This is a genomic window from Chryseobacterium aquifrigidense (genome assembly GCF_006716485.1).
GTDB lineage: Bacteria > Bacteroidota > Bacteroidia > Flavobacteriales > Weeksellaceae > Chryseobacterium > Chryseobacterium vietnamense.
This window is the reverse complement of the sequence record NZ_VFPD01000002.1, coordinates 1-17373: the sequence shown is the minus strand read 5'-3', so window position 1 is coordinate 17373 and position 17373 is coordinate 1. Positions and strand designations below refer to the sequence as shown.

13 protein-coding genes are annotated in these 17373 nt (G+C 37.2%); 2 read left to right on the top strand and 11 right to left on the bottom strand.

Annotated elements, in window-relative coordinates; translation table 11 throughout:
* Positions 1-5: 5 nt before the first annotated feature.
* Positions 6-179, bottom strand: a complete 174-nt coding sequence (locus tag FB551_RS23320; protein WP_167497879.1) for a hypothetical protein — start codon at positions 177-179, stop codon at positions 6-8.
* Between the two features lie 362 nt (positions 180-541).
* Between FB551_RS23320 and FB551_RS15170 the strand changes: the two genes are divergently transcribed.
* A complete protein-coding gene (locus FB551_RS15170; protein ID WP_142018128.1) occupies positions 542-1378 on the top strand; it encodes a hypothetical protein in 837 nt (278 codons plus the stop codon).
* A 210-nt stretch (positions 1379-1588) separates the two neighbouring features.
* Here the strand turns inward: FB551_RS15170 and msrA are convergent, their stop codons facing one another.
* The 9 genes from msrA to FB551_RS15125 form a co-directional block, all read right to left on the bottom strand.
* Positions 1589-2143 (bottom strand): peptide-methionine (S)-S-oxide reductase MsrA, encoded by a 555-nt coding sequence (gene msrA / locus FB551_RS15165; RefSeq protein WP_142018127.1) that lies wholly within the window; start codon positions 2141-2143, stop codon positions 1589-1591.
* 823 nt (positions 2144-2966) lie between these two features.
* Complete coding sequence (locus tag FB551_RS15160) at positions 2967-3935, bottom strand: ROK family protein (RefSeq protein WP_047421913.1); 969 nt, start codon at positions 3933-3935, stop codon at positions 2967-2969.
* A 79-nt stretch (positions 3936-4014) separates the two neighbouring features.
* A complete protein-coding gene (locus tag FB551_RS15155) occupies positions 4015-5226 on the bottom strand; it encodes a PepSY-associated TM helix domain-containing protein (RefSeq protein WP_047426242.1) in 1212 nt (403 codons plus the stop codon).
* A 51-nt stretch (positions 5227-5277) separates the two neighbouring features.
* Positions 5278-7392, bottom strand: coding sequence for a TonB-dependent receptor (locus FB551_RS15150; RefSeq protein ID WP_047427757.1), 2115 nt, complete (start codon positions 7390-7392; stop codon positions 5278-5280).
* Positions 7392-8591: a PepSY-associated TM helix domain-containing protein gene (locus FB551_RS15145; protein WP_142018126.1), complete on the bottom strand. Its 1200-nt coding sequence runs from the start codon at positions 8589-8591 to the stop codon at positions 7392-7394. The genes FB551_RS15150 and FB551_RS15145 overlap by 1 nt, the downstream gene beginning before the upstream one ends.
* 40 nt (positions 8592-8631) lie before the next feature.
* Complete coding sequence (locus tag FB551_RS15140) at positions 8632-10809, bottom strand: TonB-dependent siderophore receptor (protein WP_142018125.1); 2178 nt, start codon at positions 10807-10809, stop codon at positions 8632-8634.
* Between the two features lie 151 nt (positions 10810-10960).
* Positions 10961-14035 carry a preprotein translocase subunit SecA gene (gene secA, locus FB551_RS15135; protein WP_047426237.1) on the bottom strand — a complete coding sequence of 1025 codons (3075 nt, stop codon included), beginning with the start codon at positions 14033-14035 and terminating at the stop codon, positions 10961-10963.
* A 123-nt stretch (positions 14036-14158) separates the two neighbouring features.
* Positions 14159-14380, bottom strand: coding sequence for a DUF2795 domain-containing protein (locus FB551_RS15130; protein WP_002662059.1), 222 nt, complete (start codon positions 14378-14380; stop codon positions 14159-14161).
* A gap of 136 nt (positions 14381-14516) precedes the next feature.
* Positions 14517-15545: a GDP-mannose 4,6-dehydratase gene (locus tag FB551_RS15125; protein WP_142018124.1), complete on the bottom strand. Its 1029-nt coding sequence runs from the start codon at positions 15543-15545 to the stop codon at positions 14517-14519.
* Positions 15546-15634: 89 nt separating this feature from the next.
* Between FB551_RS15125 and FB551_RS15120 the strand changes: the two genes are divergently transcribed.
* Complete coding sequence (locus FB551_RS15120) at positions 15635-16432, top strand: DUF2797 domain-containing protein (RefSeq protein WP_047426234.1); 798 nt, start codon at positions 15635-15637, stop codon at positions 16430-16432.
* Positions 16433-16497: 65 nt separating this feature from the next.
* Here the strand turns inward: FB551_RS15120 and FB551_RS15115 are convergent.
* On the bottom strand, positions 16498-17373 hold an 876-nt coding region (locus tag FB551_RS15115), incomplete at its 5' end, for a thioredoxin family protein (protein WP_167497878.1).

The window sequence follows — 17373 nt, the reverse complement described above, 5'->3', positions numbered from 1 at the left end:
TTTAATTATTTTTTTGGAGGCAAAATCTGCCCTGTTTCACCACTAGTATCTCCCGGAGCCATTCCTGTTTCGTTAGAAAAGCTCATTGCAGATTCGTAGTTATTGTTTTCAGTTGCTGTTGTATTGGCATTATTATCTGAAAATGCTAAGCCTAATAGCATCATTATAATTTGGATCATTTCCTTTAAAATTTTCGAAATTGAAATCGTATTTCTTCCTCTCACGATGTATTAATCACGAGCTGTACACTGTTAAAATTTCGAAGCGCTTCTTAATTTTTTTAGGGAAGTGAACCTTTAAAAACGGAGGTGAAACATCTGCTTCCCAATCCGGAGTTTAATCTCTGTTTTCTCTGGTTTTTTTGAAATCAGTTTTACTAATATTTGTTGATTTCTATGGCAAATTTGGAGTAAAAAAGTAGAGGAATGTTAGACAAAATACAGACATCAATAGACAGTGATTAAGCGTGGAGTTATTACGGAAATCCGTAATGAGGTATGACTGAAAATCATCTACTTTGTAATGCCCGAAAACACTGTTTATGTCCAAGAAAAAACTACTGATTAATGAAGTATTTGAGCAGGCAAGAAAAGAGTCAGAGAAAACCACAAAAAGTGGACTGGCTTCTTATCTGCATCTTTGTTTTATTGATAATCTGAAATTCTATGATATTTCAGAGAAAACATTCATACGATATTATGAAGATTTTGTAGAGGGGAACAGCAGCAGGAATATCGAGGCAGAGAGACTTAACAAAATGAGCCAGTATATAGGCTATAAAGATTTTACTGATTTTTCAAGGACATTTATCAGAAATGATGAAAAAAAGAATCTTACCACGGTAAAAATAAGTGTCGACCAGGATGAGGAGGTTATATCAGAAAGGCTGTCTAAAATCAATATTAATATCATTAATGAGCAGCATTTTAAAATGCCGGAGTTTGCCAGACAAAATAGTTTTGGTCTCTTGGGGATATTAATGCTTGGAGGATTTTTAATAGGTAATTATTACTGCTCAACGGGAAACCGAAATGCATATGAATCATTCAATTTTTTAAATCTGCCTTCTATTGAAAAAAACTGTATGTATTGGGATCAAAACGAATACAAGCTGACAGATTGCAATGAAGAAAATCTCGTATTAAATATTGTTCCTAAGGATGATATTCAGATTAAATATTTTAAACGTGTTACACGAAAAGATACACTAACCGTAGAAAATGCCTTGGGAAAAATGTGGTATTCAAAAGTTAAAGGGAAAGTTGAATTTTTTACCATGGATGGTGTTGATCCGGAAAACAAAAAAGAATTAAAACCGGCCACAGAATATATCATCAGAAAATACACCGGAAAAAATGAAATGATACAGGCAGAATAAAATTCCTTCGCAAATATTAAAATTCAATTGGAATATTCCTGGTATATTCATTTTGCATCAAACAAGAAGCGAAGAGAAAATCTCTTCGCTTCTGTTATTTTGTATCGGTTTGTAGCTATTCAGTTGATATCAATAGGAACGGACTTTAGTGCGTTTATCAATATCTCTGCGATCCATCGGCTTTAGCCGGGGCTTACTAAAAATCAGGCCTTACTCTGCGTTCAGCATTCCCAGTTCTCCGAAGTGCTTTTTAAACTTCTGAATTTTGGGTCCCACTACAGCACTGCAATATGGCTGTGTCGGGTTTTCATTATAATATCCCTGGTGATATTGTTCTGCCGGCCAGAATTTGTCGAATTTCGTTAATTCCGTTACATAAGTACCAGACCATCTTCCTGATTCCTGAGAAACTTTGATAGCTTCTTCAGCTTTTGCTTTTTCCGCATCATCTTTATAATAAATTACAGAACGGTATTGAGTGCCGATATCATTTCCCTGTCTGTTCAGTTGGGTAGGGTCATGAAGGAAGAAAAATACATCCATCAGCTGCTCATAAGAAATAACGGCTGGATCATAAGTGATCTGTACTACTTCTGCATGCCCGGTTTCCCCTGTACAGACTTCCTGATAAGTCGGATTGTCTTTATGCCCGCCTGAATATCCGGAGATAGCGGATTGTACTCCTTTCAGCATATTGAAACAGCTTTCCACACACCAGAAACATCCACCTCCGAAAGTAATCTGCTCTAAATTATTATTGTCCATTGTCGGTAATTATATTGTTTTATTCTCTCTTCCTTATATCCGGAAAAGCTGATCAAAAATAGGAAAAACTTTTTCATTTGAACAGGATTTTAACCTCATAAACTCAAATTGTAATGATAGATGCTACAAATGATTTTAACATGGTTAAGAACAAAATATTGAGAGTAAATGACGGAAATAGTAGTAAAGCAGTTAGTATTAGCATTCTCATGCTGAGCAGAGTCGAAGCATTTCAATTAAGCTGAATTTTAAACACAAATAACACCAATGCTTTCACAAATGACCACAAAAAAATATAGCATAATCATCAGTGAAAACCTGTGCGATCTGTGGTCAAAATAGATTCAATACAAATGTTAATGGTTGAAATCTAAGATCGTTTAAAACAGTTAGTATTAGCATTTTCATGCTGAGCAGAGTCGAAGCATCTCAATTAGGATGAATAATATTCACCTATTTTAATTTTAAATACAAATAACACCAATGTTTTCGTAAATAACCACAAGAAAAATACAACGCAATCATCTGTGAAAATCAGTGCGATCTGTGGTCAAAATAGATTCAATACAAATATTAATGGTTGATATCTGAGATCATTTAAAACAGTGGGTATTAGCGCTGTCATGCTGAGCATAGTCGAAGCATCTCAATTAGGATGAATAATATTCACCTATTTTAATTTTAAACACAAATAACACCAATGTTTTCGTAAATAACCACAAGAAAAATACAACGCAATCATCTGTGAAAATCTGTGCAATCCGTGGTTAAAAAACAAAAGCACCCTGAAGAGGATGCTCTATATTATTAAAATAGTGTTCAGTTATTTTTCCCAAACCAAAGCACTTGCTCCAAGAATGGCAGCATCTGCTTCGTCAAGTTCACTGAATACCAGTTTTACTTTATTTCTAAAAATAGGAAGAAGGTTTCTTTCCATATGAAGCTTAGCAGGCTTTAAAATAAAATCTCCCGCTTTGATCACTCCACCGAATAAAAGAATCGCTTCAGGGGATGAGAACATCACAAAATTAGCCAATGCTTCACCCAGCTTCTGGCCTGTATATCTGAAAACTTCAATAGCAATTGGGTCTTCTTTCATCGCACATTCGTATACTGTTTTAGAATTGATTGCATCTTCAGGATATTGGTTCAGCATAGATTCCGGGAATTCGGCTCTCATTTTCTTTGCTGTAATGGTAATTCCTGTCGCAGAAGCGTAAGCCTCAAGACTGCCTTCAGAACCCGTACTCCAGTGTTTTCTACCGCCTGGTTTTACAATCGTATGTCCCAATTCTCCGGCGAACCCGTCATGTCCGTAGATCAAGCTTCCATTAGCAATGATTCCGCTTCCCACTCCTGTTCCCAGTGTAATCATGATGAAATCTTTCATTCCTCTGGCTGCTCCGAAAAGCATTTCTCCAAGGGCAGCAGCATTCGCATCATTGGTCACGGTACAGGGAAGTCCGAATTTTGCTGTCATCAGCTCAGCGAAAGGGATTACACCTTTCCATGGAAGATTGGGGGCAAGTTCTATAGTTCCTTTGTAATAGTTGGCGTTTGGTGCGCCTACTCCGATTCCGTCAAAGTGTGCTTCAGTACCATACTTTTCCATCATTGGACGAACATGTTCATATAAGGCATCGATGAAATCTTCCACTTTGTCATAGGCATCAGTTCTCAGATTTCCTTTATCCAGAACTTCACCACGGTGATTTACGATTCCGAATTTAGTATTGGTTCCGCCGATGTCAACTCCAAGGGCAACTTGTTTTGATAAATCTATTAATGACATTTCTATTATTAAATTCTAGGGGCTAAAATTATAAAAAAGATTGTATTAATGGATTATTAATAGGGTTTTATTTAATATGTTAAACCGTTTTTACTGTTTTTTTCTTTTTTCTGCCCCACCAGATCATAAATCCGGTAACCGGAAGAGAAGCACAGATAAGGCTTACAATAAAAGCAATGATCTTGGTAGGAAGCCCTAAAATAGCGCCTACGTGAATATCATAATTGGCATTTACTACTTTTTCACCGAAGTTTTTATCTTTTGGATCATGAGTATGCAGCAATTCTCCGGAGTTTTCATCAAAGATTAAGCTGCTGCTTTTATGATAAGAATAAGAAAGGTGTTTCACGTACACTTCAAAGTTGGGGTGTTCATGATCATCCATGTGCGGATGTCCTAAATCTATGGCGAAACCATAAGAATCAGGGTATTTTGCCTGGACTGTATTGATGATTTTATCCAGTGTTCCTTCTGTTCTCAGTTCGATAGGAGCTTTTGTTTTAATGTGTGAGAAGTCTGGATACTTTGTTTCTCCACCGGAAAATATAACATAGATCATCGCCTGAACGACAAAGAATGCGTAGAAAAGCCCGGTAATGGAAAAGATCAAAGCAAAGATAGAGGCATAGAATCCCAATACATTATGAAGGTCATAGTTTTTTCGTTTCCAGCTTTTAATATTTTTCCATTTGAAGGCAAAACGCTGTTTTCTTGCTGCTTTATTTTTAGGCCACCAGAGAATAATTCCGGAAATCAGCATAATGATAAAGATGATAACAGGAATTCCCACAACATATGTTCCCCAGTCCTGCTTCAAAAGGTAGCTCCAGTGGATCATTTTTACAATATTGAAGAATCCGTTTTTCTCATCATAAACTCTCAGTACTTTTCCAGTGTATGGGTTTACATAAGCTTGCTTATAGATGGGAAATTCATCAAAATAGTTCCAGGCATCCGTATTATGTTCATACCAGAAGAACATATAGGACATCTTTTTGTCGATAGGAACATTTACCCAGTGGATAGGATATTTTTCTTTTACCTGTTCCGCAACAGCTTTTTCCATCACTCTGATAGGAAGGACCTGTTTCTGTTCAATATTTTGCTCATGGTGGTAAATAACATCTTTTCGGGTGATGTTTTCCACCTCATCCTTAAATACGTATAATGCCCCGGTAATGGAGATAATAAAGATCAGAAACCCTATTCCCAATCCGAACCACAGGTGCAGCTTGGCTGACCATTTTTTGATAAAGCCCGGTTTCTTTTTATGATGATGGTTTTTCTTCATATAACAGTAAAAAGCAATGCAAAGATAGAATTTACTTTTTATTTAGATTAATTAAAATTTGTATTCGATCATTAAGGTCCCTCTCAGTCCAAGAGCATTCGTGAAGTCACTGTCTCTTGCAGTCCACCATGAAATAGCAGGTTGGTAAACTTTGTTGAAAAGGTTTTCAATACCTAATGATAGTCTCCAATTGCTGGTAACTTCATAGCTTGATTTGAAATTAAAGACAGTATATTCTGGAACATATCCTTCACCGTAAGCATACAATCCTGTTTTTGCATTAGGTTCAAATCTGTTTTGCTGGAAAGAATGCAGCATATCAATACCAACAGACAAAGCCGCAACAGGTCTTGCCTGAACATAAGCCAATACTTTAGGAGCGGAAATTCTACTGTTGTTGATCTTGGTAGAATAATCACCGTCATCTTTTACAGAAGTAATTCCTTCCATCCAGCTGTAGCTTCCACCGAACTGGATCCATTTTACAGGGGTAAAGTGTAAGAAACCTTCAACACCGTATACAATTTCAGGAGATCTCTGGATCATTAATGCTCTGTCCGGACTTTGTACAAATGATGCACCTAGTTTAGAGGTACTCACATAAGAAGTTAGTTCATAGTTCAGCCAGCTGGAAAGTTGTCCTGTTGCTCCCAATTCATAATTGTTAACGATAATTGGTTTTGTTTCCAGACTTTTAATCGTTTCAGAAGTTGAGGTTCTCAGGATTCTTCCCAGCTCATTGATAGAGTAGGCCTGAGAAAAGCTTCCAAAAAGGTTGATATAGGGCTCAATATTATAACGGATACCAATATTTCCTACCAGTGCATTGTAGTTCAGTTTTCCTCCTGTTACAGGGATGCTTTTCGTGAAAGTTCCGTCACTTTTAAGAGTGGAAAGAGTATTGAAATCGTCAACGTTTACTTTGATGTTCTCGTAACGAAGTCCTCCTTTGATGGTCAGTTTTTTGAAAAGATCAATTTTTGCCAATACGAAAGGCGCAATATTGGTCATGCTCATATTAGGAGTCCAGAAACGTCCGTCTTCAAGCTTTTGGACCGTTTCATCATTCAGAATATCAGCTCCGTAGATGATTTCTCCCTGTGAATTAGGGGAGTTCCATAATTGGGTATCCAAATTGATTCTTGCTCCTTTTTTCTGGGAAATAACATTGGATTGCCCACCGTTAAAGAATGTATCACTGTATCCGTAAACGGTTTTAAAATCCTGATAATAAAGATTAATATTTAAAGAAGTTCCTGCAAACAGGTTCTTATTGTCATAGCTTACTCTGATGTTGTGGTTTTTCGGAGTTCCCTGAGGCGTGGTTTCCAATCCTTTTCCTATTCCTTCACCAATGGTGGGAGTGATTCCGTATTTTCCTGTCTTCAATCCTACATTAAGGTCTGATCTTGAAGAATAACCAATATAAGAGGCTTCAATTCTTTGATTTTGGTTAATATCATAACCTACTTTCAACAATCCGTTGTAGTTGTCCATCTTGGCAATACTGTAGGTAGGACTTATCAAAACGCCGTCTCCATCTTTTGTATAGCCTGTTCTTTCATAGGCTAATGAAAGGGTATAGTCGAATCTATTGATCTTTCCGGACAAAAGCTGGCTGGCTCTTACTCCTAATGTACCGCCATAAGACTGTCCGGTAAGACCAATCTGTGAAATTCCGGAGATCTTCTTATCTGTTTTGTTTCTTTTCGTAATATAATTAATGATTCCTCCGTCTGCTCCGTTACCATAGATGGAAGAAGCTCCTTTGATTACTTCAATTCTTTCAATTGCTGAAGGGTCAATAGTCCTTAAATCTCTTGCTCCGTTACGAAGTGGGGTGGACTGTGGAATTCCATCAATTAAAACAAGAACCTGACGCCCTCTTAAGGTCTGTCCTGTATTGGAAGTCTGCCCGGAATTCGTTCCTAAACTGGGAACGGTATACTGGAGAATGCTTGTTATATCTGAGTTAACAGTCAGCTGAGACTGAATTTGTTTTTCTCCTACCACCGTGATGGAGCTTGGTACTTCTTTTATGTTTTCTTTTTTTCTGGAAGCAGTCATTACAACCTCGTCTACATTTTGAGTTTGTAAACTATCTTTTACCTGAGCAAAAACAGTAGTAGTTCCTAAGCAGGCAGCTGATAAAAGCACTTTTTTCATTATATTTTCTTTCCTTTTTTCTTTCTTTTTCCCCACCAAACCAGAAATCCGGTTACAGGGAGTGATGTACACGTAAGGCCGGCTATAAACCAGATAATTTTTCCAATGATTCCGAAGTAGGATCCGGTATGGATATCATAATTGGCGTTAGAATATTTCTCGGCAGTATTGAGATTGTGATGAGGTTTGTTGGCAAGCAGTTTTCCGGAGTATTTATCGAATGTCAGGATGTTTCTTTCACTGTATCTTCCATCCATTCCGTAAACCGTTACCGGAAGATTTTTCAGTTCTTTTCCTTTTTTATTCTTTCCGTTCAAAGTAATTCTGAAGCTGGATGATTTTGCGTACAGCTTTTCAGTCTGTACTGCTGCCAGATCAAAGACAGCTTCATTCTTTGCCATCAGAGAGTCCGGCGATTTTCTTTCTTTTTCTTTTGGAAGTTCCCATGAACCGGATAATGCAAATGTAAAAGAGTTTTTTACATAAGGATAAGCAAAATAAAGTCCGGTAACACTTAGGAGCAAGGCAATAAATGATGCGTAGAATCCGAGTACATTATGAAGATCATAATTTTTGCGCTTCCAGTTTTTTACATTTTCCCAATTGAACCAAAAACGTCCTTTCCTTGCATTTTTGTTTTTAGGCCACCATAAAATGATTCCTGTTATCAGCATAATGACAAAAATAACGGTTGGGATCCCTACAGTATACGGCCCCCATTCTGAGTTGAGTAAAAGCCCCCAATGGAGGTATTTCAGAATACTGAATACATCATACTTCTCATTGTAGACAGCAAGGATTTCTCCGGTATACTGATTGACATAGGCCAGCTTGTTGATACGTACCTGCTGAAAATAGTTCCATCCTTTTTTACTTTTGTCATAGTACTCAAACTGATAGGATTTTGTTTTATCCAGAGGAATTTCTACAGCACTTACCGGATATTTTTCATTAAGTTCCAATGATACTTTTTCACGAAGCAGATTGATCGGTAAAGGCTTTGTCCCGATCTCCTCTTTTTTCAGATAAATGGCTTCTTTGCGAAGGCTATCCTGTATTTCATCCTTAAAAACATATAAAGTCCCTGAAAGAGAGACTATAAATACAATGAAACCAACGGATAAACCAAACCATAAATGCAGCTTGGCAGACCATTTTTTTGAAGGAGTTTTCTTTTTATGGTGATGCTTTTTTCTCATAGCAAAAAGTTAACCCCGTGAGGGGCTAACCTTTGTTTTTTTAAAATTTATATCCTATTGATAATCTCCAGTTACGCGGAGCATTATAGATCCATGCGTATTCGCCGGCATCTCCTCTGTAACCACTGTACAATTTTCTGTTAAGGACATTGTTCAACATTAAATTGACATCGAATTTTTTAGCAACATAGGAAATCCCGAAATTGGTATCAAAATAATCCGGAAGGCTCTGATCTTTTGTGGCACTTACTCCATACCAGGATTGTCTTCCTCCCTGATACTGATAACCGGCTGAAATACCGAACCCTTTCATAAGGCCATTTTCAAATCTATAGTTAATCCAGGTATTCTGAACATTTTTAGCATTCCCCGGAGACTGAATTCCAATTCTTGTAGGATCTGTGTCTTTAACAGTTTTTGCATCAGTATAAGCATAGTTGATGATAATATTCAACCCTTTAATGATTTCTCCCTTGATATCAGTTTCAAAACCTCTTGCTCTTTGTTCTCCTGTAGCAACCTGGAAAGGCTGTCCTTCATTTTGTTCTTTAGGTCCCGCAACAAGAATATTTTGTCTTCTGATTTCGTATACAGCGAAAGTAGAGTTCCATTTTCCTCCGAACCAGTCTTTCTTCAATCCGAATTCAATATTCTGTCCTCTGAAAGGATCAGTAATTTTGGTTTTGTTAATTCCTGTTCCGGATTGTGGTACGAAGGTCTTGTCATAGATACCGTAAGCAGAGAAGTTTTCATTAATAGAGTAGCTTACTCCCACTCTTGGTGTAAACTCTCCTGCTGTATCAGGTACAATTGGAGTACCAGGGCTTAGATTAGGATATGCAGAATAGGTTTTTCCGCTTGTATATCTTCCTGCTAATGTTAATCTTAGCTTGTTATTAAACATTTCAATCTGATCCTGAGCATAATAAGAAGTATATTTTACGCCCTGATCATTATAAAATGGAGCAGAGGTGTTTAAGGTATAAAAATCTGAAGAAGGAAGTGTTGAAGGGTCCACTCCATAATTCACATTATAAATGTCAATTGGAAATAATAAGGTTTCTTTGCCATCTACAATTTTTGAATAAGAAGAAAAGTCAGCAGTGTATTTTCTGTCTCCGTAATCAAAACCTGCGATTATTTTATGAACAATATTCCCTGTATTAAGGGTTCCTCTCACATACGTCTGGAAAATATGATTTTTCCCTTTTGCCTGCCAGTTGCTTAATGTTCTGTTTAAAACATTTTTATTGGCTGGATCAAATGTTCCCCACCATGATCCTCCGTCATAATTCAGGTCCATATAAGCATATTGTGTGCTCCAAACCCAGTCTTTGAAAAGCTTCTGATCTAAACTTAAGAATAAACTCTGGTCTTTTACTTCAGTTTTCTTGAAGTTCGGATCATTAAAATTGGTATGTACATTCAGTGAAGCGTATCCGTCGTTAGACATAAGATAAGCGCCCGGCTGATTGAATTTTAAGTATTGGTAGTTGTACTGTGCCGTAAATGTAGTCGTCTTTGTAGGTCTGAAAGTAATGGAAGGAGCAACAATAATTTTGCTTGTTTTATCATTTTCCACCCATGAATTATTGGAACTTCCCATCAGGTTAAGACGGTAATCTAAAACTCCGTCTTTCACAAGAACACCATCAAGATCTGCTTCTCCTCTGAAAAGGTTATAACTTCCTGTTGTGAAACGTACACTATTGGCAAATTTTCCTGTTGGTTTTTTAGTGACCACATTATAAAACCCGGCAGGATCTCCCATAGAACCCATAAACCCGGCAGGACCTTTTACGAACTCTATTCTGTCGATAATAGAAGCATCCGGATTAATTGGACCCCAGGTAGAGGAAACATTCATTCCGTTCATGAAAGTGGCAATACCTGCTCCTCTCATGAAAACATTGGAATATACATTGTCCCAGTGTTCTACTTTTCTTGCCCCGCTTACGTTGCGGACAATTCCTTCAGACATATTCAGAGTCATCTGATCAGCAAGAACCTGTGAACTTACAGACTGTACATTTTGTGGCAACTCAAGAATAGGCGTCTGAATTCTCAGTGAACCTGAAACCTCATTCAGCTTGTACTTCTGATAATATCTTCCGTTAACAACTACTTCTTCAATATCATTGGATTTGATGGTGTCTTTTTTTTGCGCAGAAACCAACATTGTTCCCAGTGCGGAAGCACAGATCAGTACATTTTTCATGAAAGTCAAATTTTCTGCAAATATATTATTTTTAACTGTTCTAAATAAATAATAATATTGATATTTATCATAAAATTATTATATACTGAATAACAAAAAACCGCTATGGTCAATGCCAGAGCGGTTTTTTGATGATATTATTAAATTTTTCTTACGCTGGAATTTCTCCTTTATATAAGAAAGAAATAATTTCTTTGTTTAATTTGTCAATCATTTCACTGAATAAGTGAAAAGATTCCTGTTTGTAAATTACCAACGGATCTTTCTGCTCGTATACAGCTCCCTGTGATGATCTTCTCAAGTCGTCCATCTCACGAAGGTGAAGCTTCCAGTTTTCATCAATAATTGATAAAGTGATATTCTTTTCGAAATCGTTCACTAAGCTTTCACAGTGAGTATCATATGCTTCTTTAAGATCAGCTACAATAGTCATTGTTTTATGTCCGTCTGTGAAAGGAACCTGGATCATTTTGAACATTGAACCCTGATTTTGATATACATTCTCAATGATTGGGAATGATTTTTCTTTCAACAGGTTCAGCTTCATTTTGTAGTCTTCCTGAGCCGCTTTGAATAAGATATTGGTAAGGTCCTGAACATTTTTATTATTAAAATCACTTTGAGAAACCGGAGATTCCATTGTGAATGTTTTAATAATTTCGTATTCAAAATCTTTATAATTTCCTGATGCTTTTCCTTTCGCAACGATAGAATTGGCAACATCGAAAATCATATTGGTAATGTCATATTTCAAGTGGTCTCCGAAAAGAGCATTCTTTCTTCTCTTATAGATTACGTCACGTTGCTTGTTCATAACGTCATCGTACTCAAGAAGTCTCTTTCTTGTTCCGAAGTTATTTTCTTCCACTTTTTTCTGAGCTCTTTCAATAGACTTACTGATCATAGAGTGTTGAATTACTTCTCCCTCTTTGTGACCCATTCTGTCCATCATTTTAGCAATTCTCTCAGAACCGAACAAACGCATTAAGTTATCTTCAAGAGACACATAGAACTGAGAACTTCCCGGATCTCCCTGACGTCCCGCTCTACCTCTCAACTGTCTGTCAACACGTCTTGAATCGTGTCTTTCCGTACCGATGATGGCTAAACCTCCTGCATCTTTTACTTCTTTAGAAAGCTTGATATCCGTACCACGACCTGCCATGTTGGTTGCAATGGTTACAACTCCCGGCTGTCCTGCCCCAGCTACAATCTCTGCTTCTTTTTTGTGAAGCTTCGCATTCAATACCTGGTGTGGAATCTTTCTTAGCTGAAGTGCTTTTGAAAGCAATTGAGAAATTTCAACAGAAGTAGTACCTACCAATACCGGTCTTTTTTCTGCAGTTAATCTTTCAATTTCTTCAATTACAGCATTATATTTTTCTCTATTGGTTTTGAAAACCAAATCTTGTTTGTCATGTCTTAAAATAGGACGGTTGGTAGGAATTACCACAACGTCTAATTTATAGATTTCCCAAAGCTCTCCAGCTTCAGTCTCAGCAGTACCTGTCATCCCCGCAAGCTTGTTGTACATACGGAAATAGTTCTGAAGCGTAATGGTAGCAAAAGTTTGAGTAGCTGCCTCAATTTTTACATTCTCTTTCGCTTCGATCGCCTGGTGAAGTCCGTCTGAATAACGACGTCCCTCCATGATACGACCAGTCTGCTCATCAACGATTTTAACTTCACCATCAATGACTACATACTCATCATCTTTTTCAAATAATGTGTACGCTTTCAATAGCTGGCTCATGGTGTGAACACGCTCAGACTTCTCAGCAAAATCAGAGAAAAGTCTTTCTTTTGCTTCAAACTCTTCTTCTTTAGAAAGGTTTTTAGCTTCCAGTTCAGCAATCTCAGTTCCGATATCCGGAAGAACGAAGAAATTGGCATCAGAGTTACCTTGAGACATGTATTCAACACCTTTGTCTGTAAGGTCTACCTGATTGTTTTTCTCCTCGATTACGAAGTAAAGATCTTTATCTACAATCGGCATATCACGGTTGTTGTCCTGCATATACTGCGCTTCAACTTTCTGAAGCAATGCTCTGTTTCCGCTTTCCGATAAGAATTTGATTAATTGTCTGTTTTTTGGAAGACCTCTGTATGCCTGAAGTAATTTGAATCCACCTTCTTTTGTATTCCCTGCAGCAATTAATTTTTTTGCTTCATTGAAAATCGCAGAAACGGTTTTCTTTTGTACTTCAACAATTCTGTCGATAGAAGGTTTAAGAACATCAAACTCCTGTCTGTCTCCCTGAGGAACAGGACCGGAAATGATCAATGGTGTTCTTGCGTCATCTACCAATACAGAGTCCACCTCATCCACGATAGCAAAGTTCAGTTCTCTTTGTACCAGTTCTGAAGGTGATGTCACCATATTATCTCTCAGATAATCGAAACCGAATTCGTTATTCGTTCCATAGGTAATATCCGAGTTATATGCTTTTCTTCTTCCGTCAGAGTTCGGCTGGTGGTTATCGATACAATCGATAGACATTCCGTGGAACTGATAAAGAGGACCCATCCATGCGGAGTCTCTTTTTGCAAGATAGTCGTTCACGGTTACAACGTGCACTCCTCTTTCCGGAAGTGAATTTAGGTAAATAGGTAATGTTCCTACCAAAGTTTTACCTTCACCGGTTGCCATCTCGGCAATTTTACCACTGTGAAGAATAACCCCTCCGATAAACTGAACATCATAGTGGACCATATCCCAAACTACAGGAGTTCCGGCAGCGTCCCATGAGTTTTTCCAAATAGCTGTGTCTCCTTCAATGCTAACGAAATCTTTTCCTGAAGCGACAAGTTCTCTATCCCAGTCACTAGCAGTTACACGGATTTCTCCATTCTGAGCCCATCTCCTTGCCGTTTCTTTGATCAATGCAAAAGCTTCGGGAAGAACCTGAACCAGAACTTTTTCTTCAATTTCGTATGATTCTTTCTTTAGAGCCTCAATTTTTGTGAAAAGAGCTTCTTTTTCATCAACGTTGGTTGAATTTTTTATCTGCTCTTTAATCTGTTCTATTTGAGCTGTGATCTTGCTGGTTGCAGATTTTATATTCTCTTTAAACTCAGCAGTTTTTTGTCTCAACCCATCATCCGACAATTGTTGGATGGTTGGTTCTACAGCTCTGATTTTTGTTACAACTTTTTTTACTTCTTTTAGGTCCTGCGCTTTCTTGTCTCCCAAAAACCCTTTAAGAACTTTGTTTAAAAAACTCATAAATTTTTTGCTTTATGCTTAATGCAAAATGCTTTAAGCGTTTTAAATAACACTTATCGTGTAAATTAATATATAAAAAGGGCAAAAAAGCTCTAAGCAAGCAGCCTAAAGCTTATCGCTTTATTAATATTCGTCCTCGTTCCAAAGGAAATCCTCGTCAGTAGGATAGTCACTCCATACTTCTTCGATAGATTCATAAATTTCTCCTTCGTCCTCAATAGCCTGAAGGTTTTCTACTACTTCCATAGGTGCACCAGTTCTGATTGCGTAGTCAATAAGCTCTGCTTTTGTCATTGGCCAAGGTGCGTCACTTAGATATGAAGCTAATTCTAATGTCCAGTACATAATTTTCTAATTTTTTGCAAAAGTATAAAAATAGCTTGTATAATAAACTTTTTTATACTTGATTTTCAATTCTTTTTATAATATTTTCTAATAAATGGCTGTCACAAACTAACTGGCAGCTGTGTCAGTAATTTACTTATTGTCGTTTTCTCAAAAACCATTCCACAAATTTTTTTATGCCATTTTGGAAGTCTGTGGCCGGTTTATACCCTATTAAATCCTTTGCTTTTGTAATATCGGCATTCGTTTTTGTGACATCTCCCGGCTGCATTGGCAGAATTTTTTTGATGGCAGATTTTCCCAGTGCTGTTTCAATAGTGGCCACCATTTCAGACAAAGTGATTACCTGGTTTTCACCCAGATTCATGATTTCATAGATTCCCGAATTGTTTTCCAGATAAAGAATGGATTTGGTAATTCCATCAATGATGTCATCTACATAAGTATAGTCTCTGGCTGTATTGCCGTCACCATAGAAAGGAATTTCCTTATTTTCTGAAATAAGCTTTGTAAACTTGTATATCGCAAGGTCAGGTCTTTGTCTCGGTCCATATACGGTGAAGAACCTAAGCTGTATCATATCTATATGGTATAGACTATGGTAAACATGCCCTATTACTTCTGTGCTTTTCTTGGTAGCTGCATAAGGAGAGATAGGATTATCTACATTGTCTGTTTCTGCAAAGGGAATTTTTTCATTGTTTCCATACACACTTGAAGAAGATGCACAAACGAATTTTTTAATATTAAAATCCTTACACAGTTCCCAAAGATTCATGGTACCGCGTACATTTACTTCTTCATATTCCAGAGGGCGCTCAATAGAAGGGCGTACACCGGCAAGTGCGGCCAGATGAATCACCATATCAACAGGATGATTCTTAAAGATGTTCTCAAGACCTTTTTTGTCACGTATATCCTGACAATAGAGGGAATATTGTTCAGAATGAGTGAGGGAAGCCAAACGTAGAATATCCGTCTCTTTATCCGAGAATTCAAAATCCGAATTTTTACCGATTGACTCTAAAGTATTTTTAATTTTTACCCGATAGTCATAGAAATTATCAAAATTGTCAACGTTTATGACAGAATGTCCATTTCTTAATAATTGTTCAACTAAATGGGAACCGATGAACCCACTACCGCCTGTTATAAGATAAACCATTTGTATTTTTTATTAGCACAAAAATATAAATTTTACTTTTTGAAAAATATAATCATTAAATTTACTTAAAAAAGTAATATAAATATCATATGCAGTTTCAAGGGCAAATTTTAAAGATGACAAGCTACGATGCTAGGCCAATCCAATACTACCTCAATCTTTCTGGAGATCTGATCCACATGAATGAGCTGTTTGGAAAAGAGTTAAGCATAAAACATACGGGATTCCAATGTGTAAATTGTGGTGAAAATAAGCCGATTTACAGAATGGGATTCTGCAAAAACTGTTTTTTTGAAAGCCCTTATGCAAGTGATACGATTATCCGTCCGGAACTTTCTACAGCGCATTTAGATATTGCAGAACGTGATCTGGAGGTCGAAAAGCAAATTCAGTTGCAACCACACACCGTTTATCTGGCGTATACCGGAGATGTAAAGGTAGGAGTAACCAGAAATACACAGATTCCTACAAGATGGATTGATCAGGGGGCGACTTTTGCATTACCCATCGCAAGAACAGAGAACCGCTATGAAGCCGGAATGATAGAGGTGGCTTTAAAAGAACATCTGGCAGATAAAACCAATTGGAGAAAGATGCTGCAGGATGATTTTGAAGGAGAAGTAGACCTTGCGGATTTCCGACAAAAGATAAAAGAATATTTTCCTGATGATTTCCAGAAATTTTACAGCGACGGAGAAGAGTTGTGGATGTTTGACTATCCTTTCGAAAAACCGGAAAAAGTTTCTTCATTTACTTTAGATAAAAAACCTGAGTTTACAGGAAGACTTACCGGAATTAAAGGACAGTACCTGGGATTTGAAGGAGGAAACTTTATCAATGTAAGAGGACATGAAGGGTATGTGATAGAACTGGGAATAAAAAATTAAATATAAATATCTTAGCTTGGAATATCATATGTTCTGAGCTAAGATATTAGTTTGTAGGGTCTTATTTATCGGGTGTAATGACTCACTCCGCATTCAAGGAACTTTTTGAAGTCCTCTTTAGGCATATATCCTGAAACAGGTGTGTTAATTACTTTTCCATCAGGAGTTATTAAAACATAGTGAGGTTGAGAATTATTGTTAAAGTTCACCTGCTGAAATAAGCTCCATCGGTCTCCAATCGTTTTTACCTTTTTGATTTGTCCGTCCCCAAGGTCAATTTTGGTTTTCTGATCCTCAGGAAGTTCTTCTTTGTCATCTACATATAAGGAAGCTAATACGACATCATTCTGAAGGATCGGCAGGATGTCCGGTTCGCTCCATACAAATTCCTCCATTTTTCTACAGTTTTCACATCCGTATCCTGTAAAGTCGATCAGGATGGGTTTATCTTCTTTTTTAGCCAGTTCTATTGCTTTGAAGAAGTCGTGTTCCGGATGCATTCCTAAAATTCCGTCTTTTTCATCATGGAAATAACTTACGTTCAGAGGAGGTAAAATTCCGCTTAATAATTGAAGTTTCGGACGTTCGGATGGGATTAACCCTTGAATAAGGTAGATCACAAAACCAATTCCCAATACCCCCAATATTTTTCTTGTGACAGAGATTTTAGGCTTTTTATCATCATGCGGGAATCTGATCAATCCTAATAAATACAATGCCAATCCTAATGCAATAATGATCCAGATCGCAATGAAAAGTTCTCTTTTTAAGAAGAATGTTTTGGATACAAGATCAGCTTTAGATAAAAATTTCAATGCCAAAGCCAGTTCTACGAATCCTAAAACTACTTTTACCGTATTCATCCATCCTCCGGATTTCGGAAGGCTTTGTAATGCCTGGGGGAATAATGCCAGCAATCCAAAAATAATGGCCCATGCCAG

Bases quoted from the DNA above. Each gene is read 5' to 3' on its own strand.
- FB551_RS15160 (WP_047421913.1), bottom strand. From the start codon at position 3,935: ATGTCATTAATAGATTTATCAAAACAAGTTGCCCTTGGAGTTGACATC.
- FB551_RS23320 (WP_167497879.1), bottom strand. From the start codon at position 179: ATGATCCAAATTATAATGATGCTATTAGGCTTAGCATTTTCAGATAAT.
- msrA (WP_142018127.1), bottom strand. From the start codon at position 2,143: ATGGACAATAATAATTTAGAGCAGATTACTTTCGGAGGTGGATGTTTC.
- FB551_RS15130 (WP_002662059.1), bottom strand. From the start codon at position 14,380: ATGTACTGGACATTAGAATTAGCTTCATATCTAAGTGACGCACCTTGG.
- FB551_RS15170 (WP_142018128.1), top strand. From the start codon at position 542: ATGTCCAAGAAAAAACTACTGATTAATGAAGTATTTGAGCAGGCAAGA.
- FB551_RS15145 (WP_142018126.1), bottom strand. From the start codon at position 8,591: ATGAGAAAAAAGCATCACCATAAAAAGAAAACTCCTTCAAAAAAATGG.
- FB551_RS15125 (WP_142018124.1), bottom strand. From the start codon at position 15,545: ATGGTTTATCTTATAACAGGCGGTAGTGGGTTCATCGGTTCCCATTTA.
- FB551_RS15150 (WP_047427757.1), bottom strand. From the start codon at position 7,392: ATGAAAAAAGTGCTTTTATCAGCTGCCTGCTTAGGAACTACTACTGTT.
- secA (WP_047426237.1), bottom strand. From the start codon at position 14,035: ATGAGTTTTTTAAACAAAGTTCTTAAAGGGTTTTTGGGAGACAAGAAA.
- FB551_RS15120 (WP_047426234.1), top strand. From the start codon at position 15,635: ATGCAGTTTCAAGGGCAAATTTTAAAGATGACAAGCTACGATGCTAGG.
- FB551_RS15155 (WP_047426242.1), bottom strand. From the start codon at position 5,226: ATGAAGAAAAACCATCATCATAAAAAGAAACCGGGCTTTATCAAAAAA.
- FB551_RS15140 (WP_142018125.1), bottom strand. From the start codon at position 10,809: ATGAAAAATGTACTGATCTGTGCTTCCGCACTGGGAACAATGTTGGTT.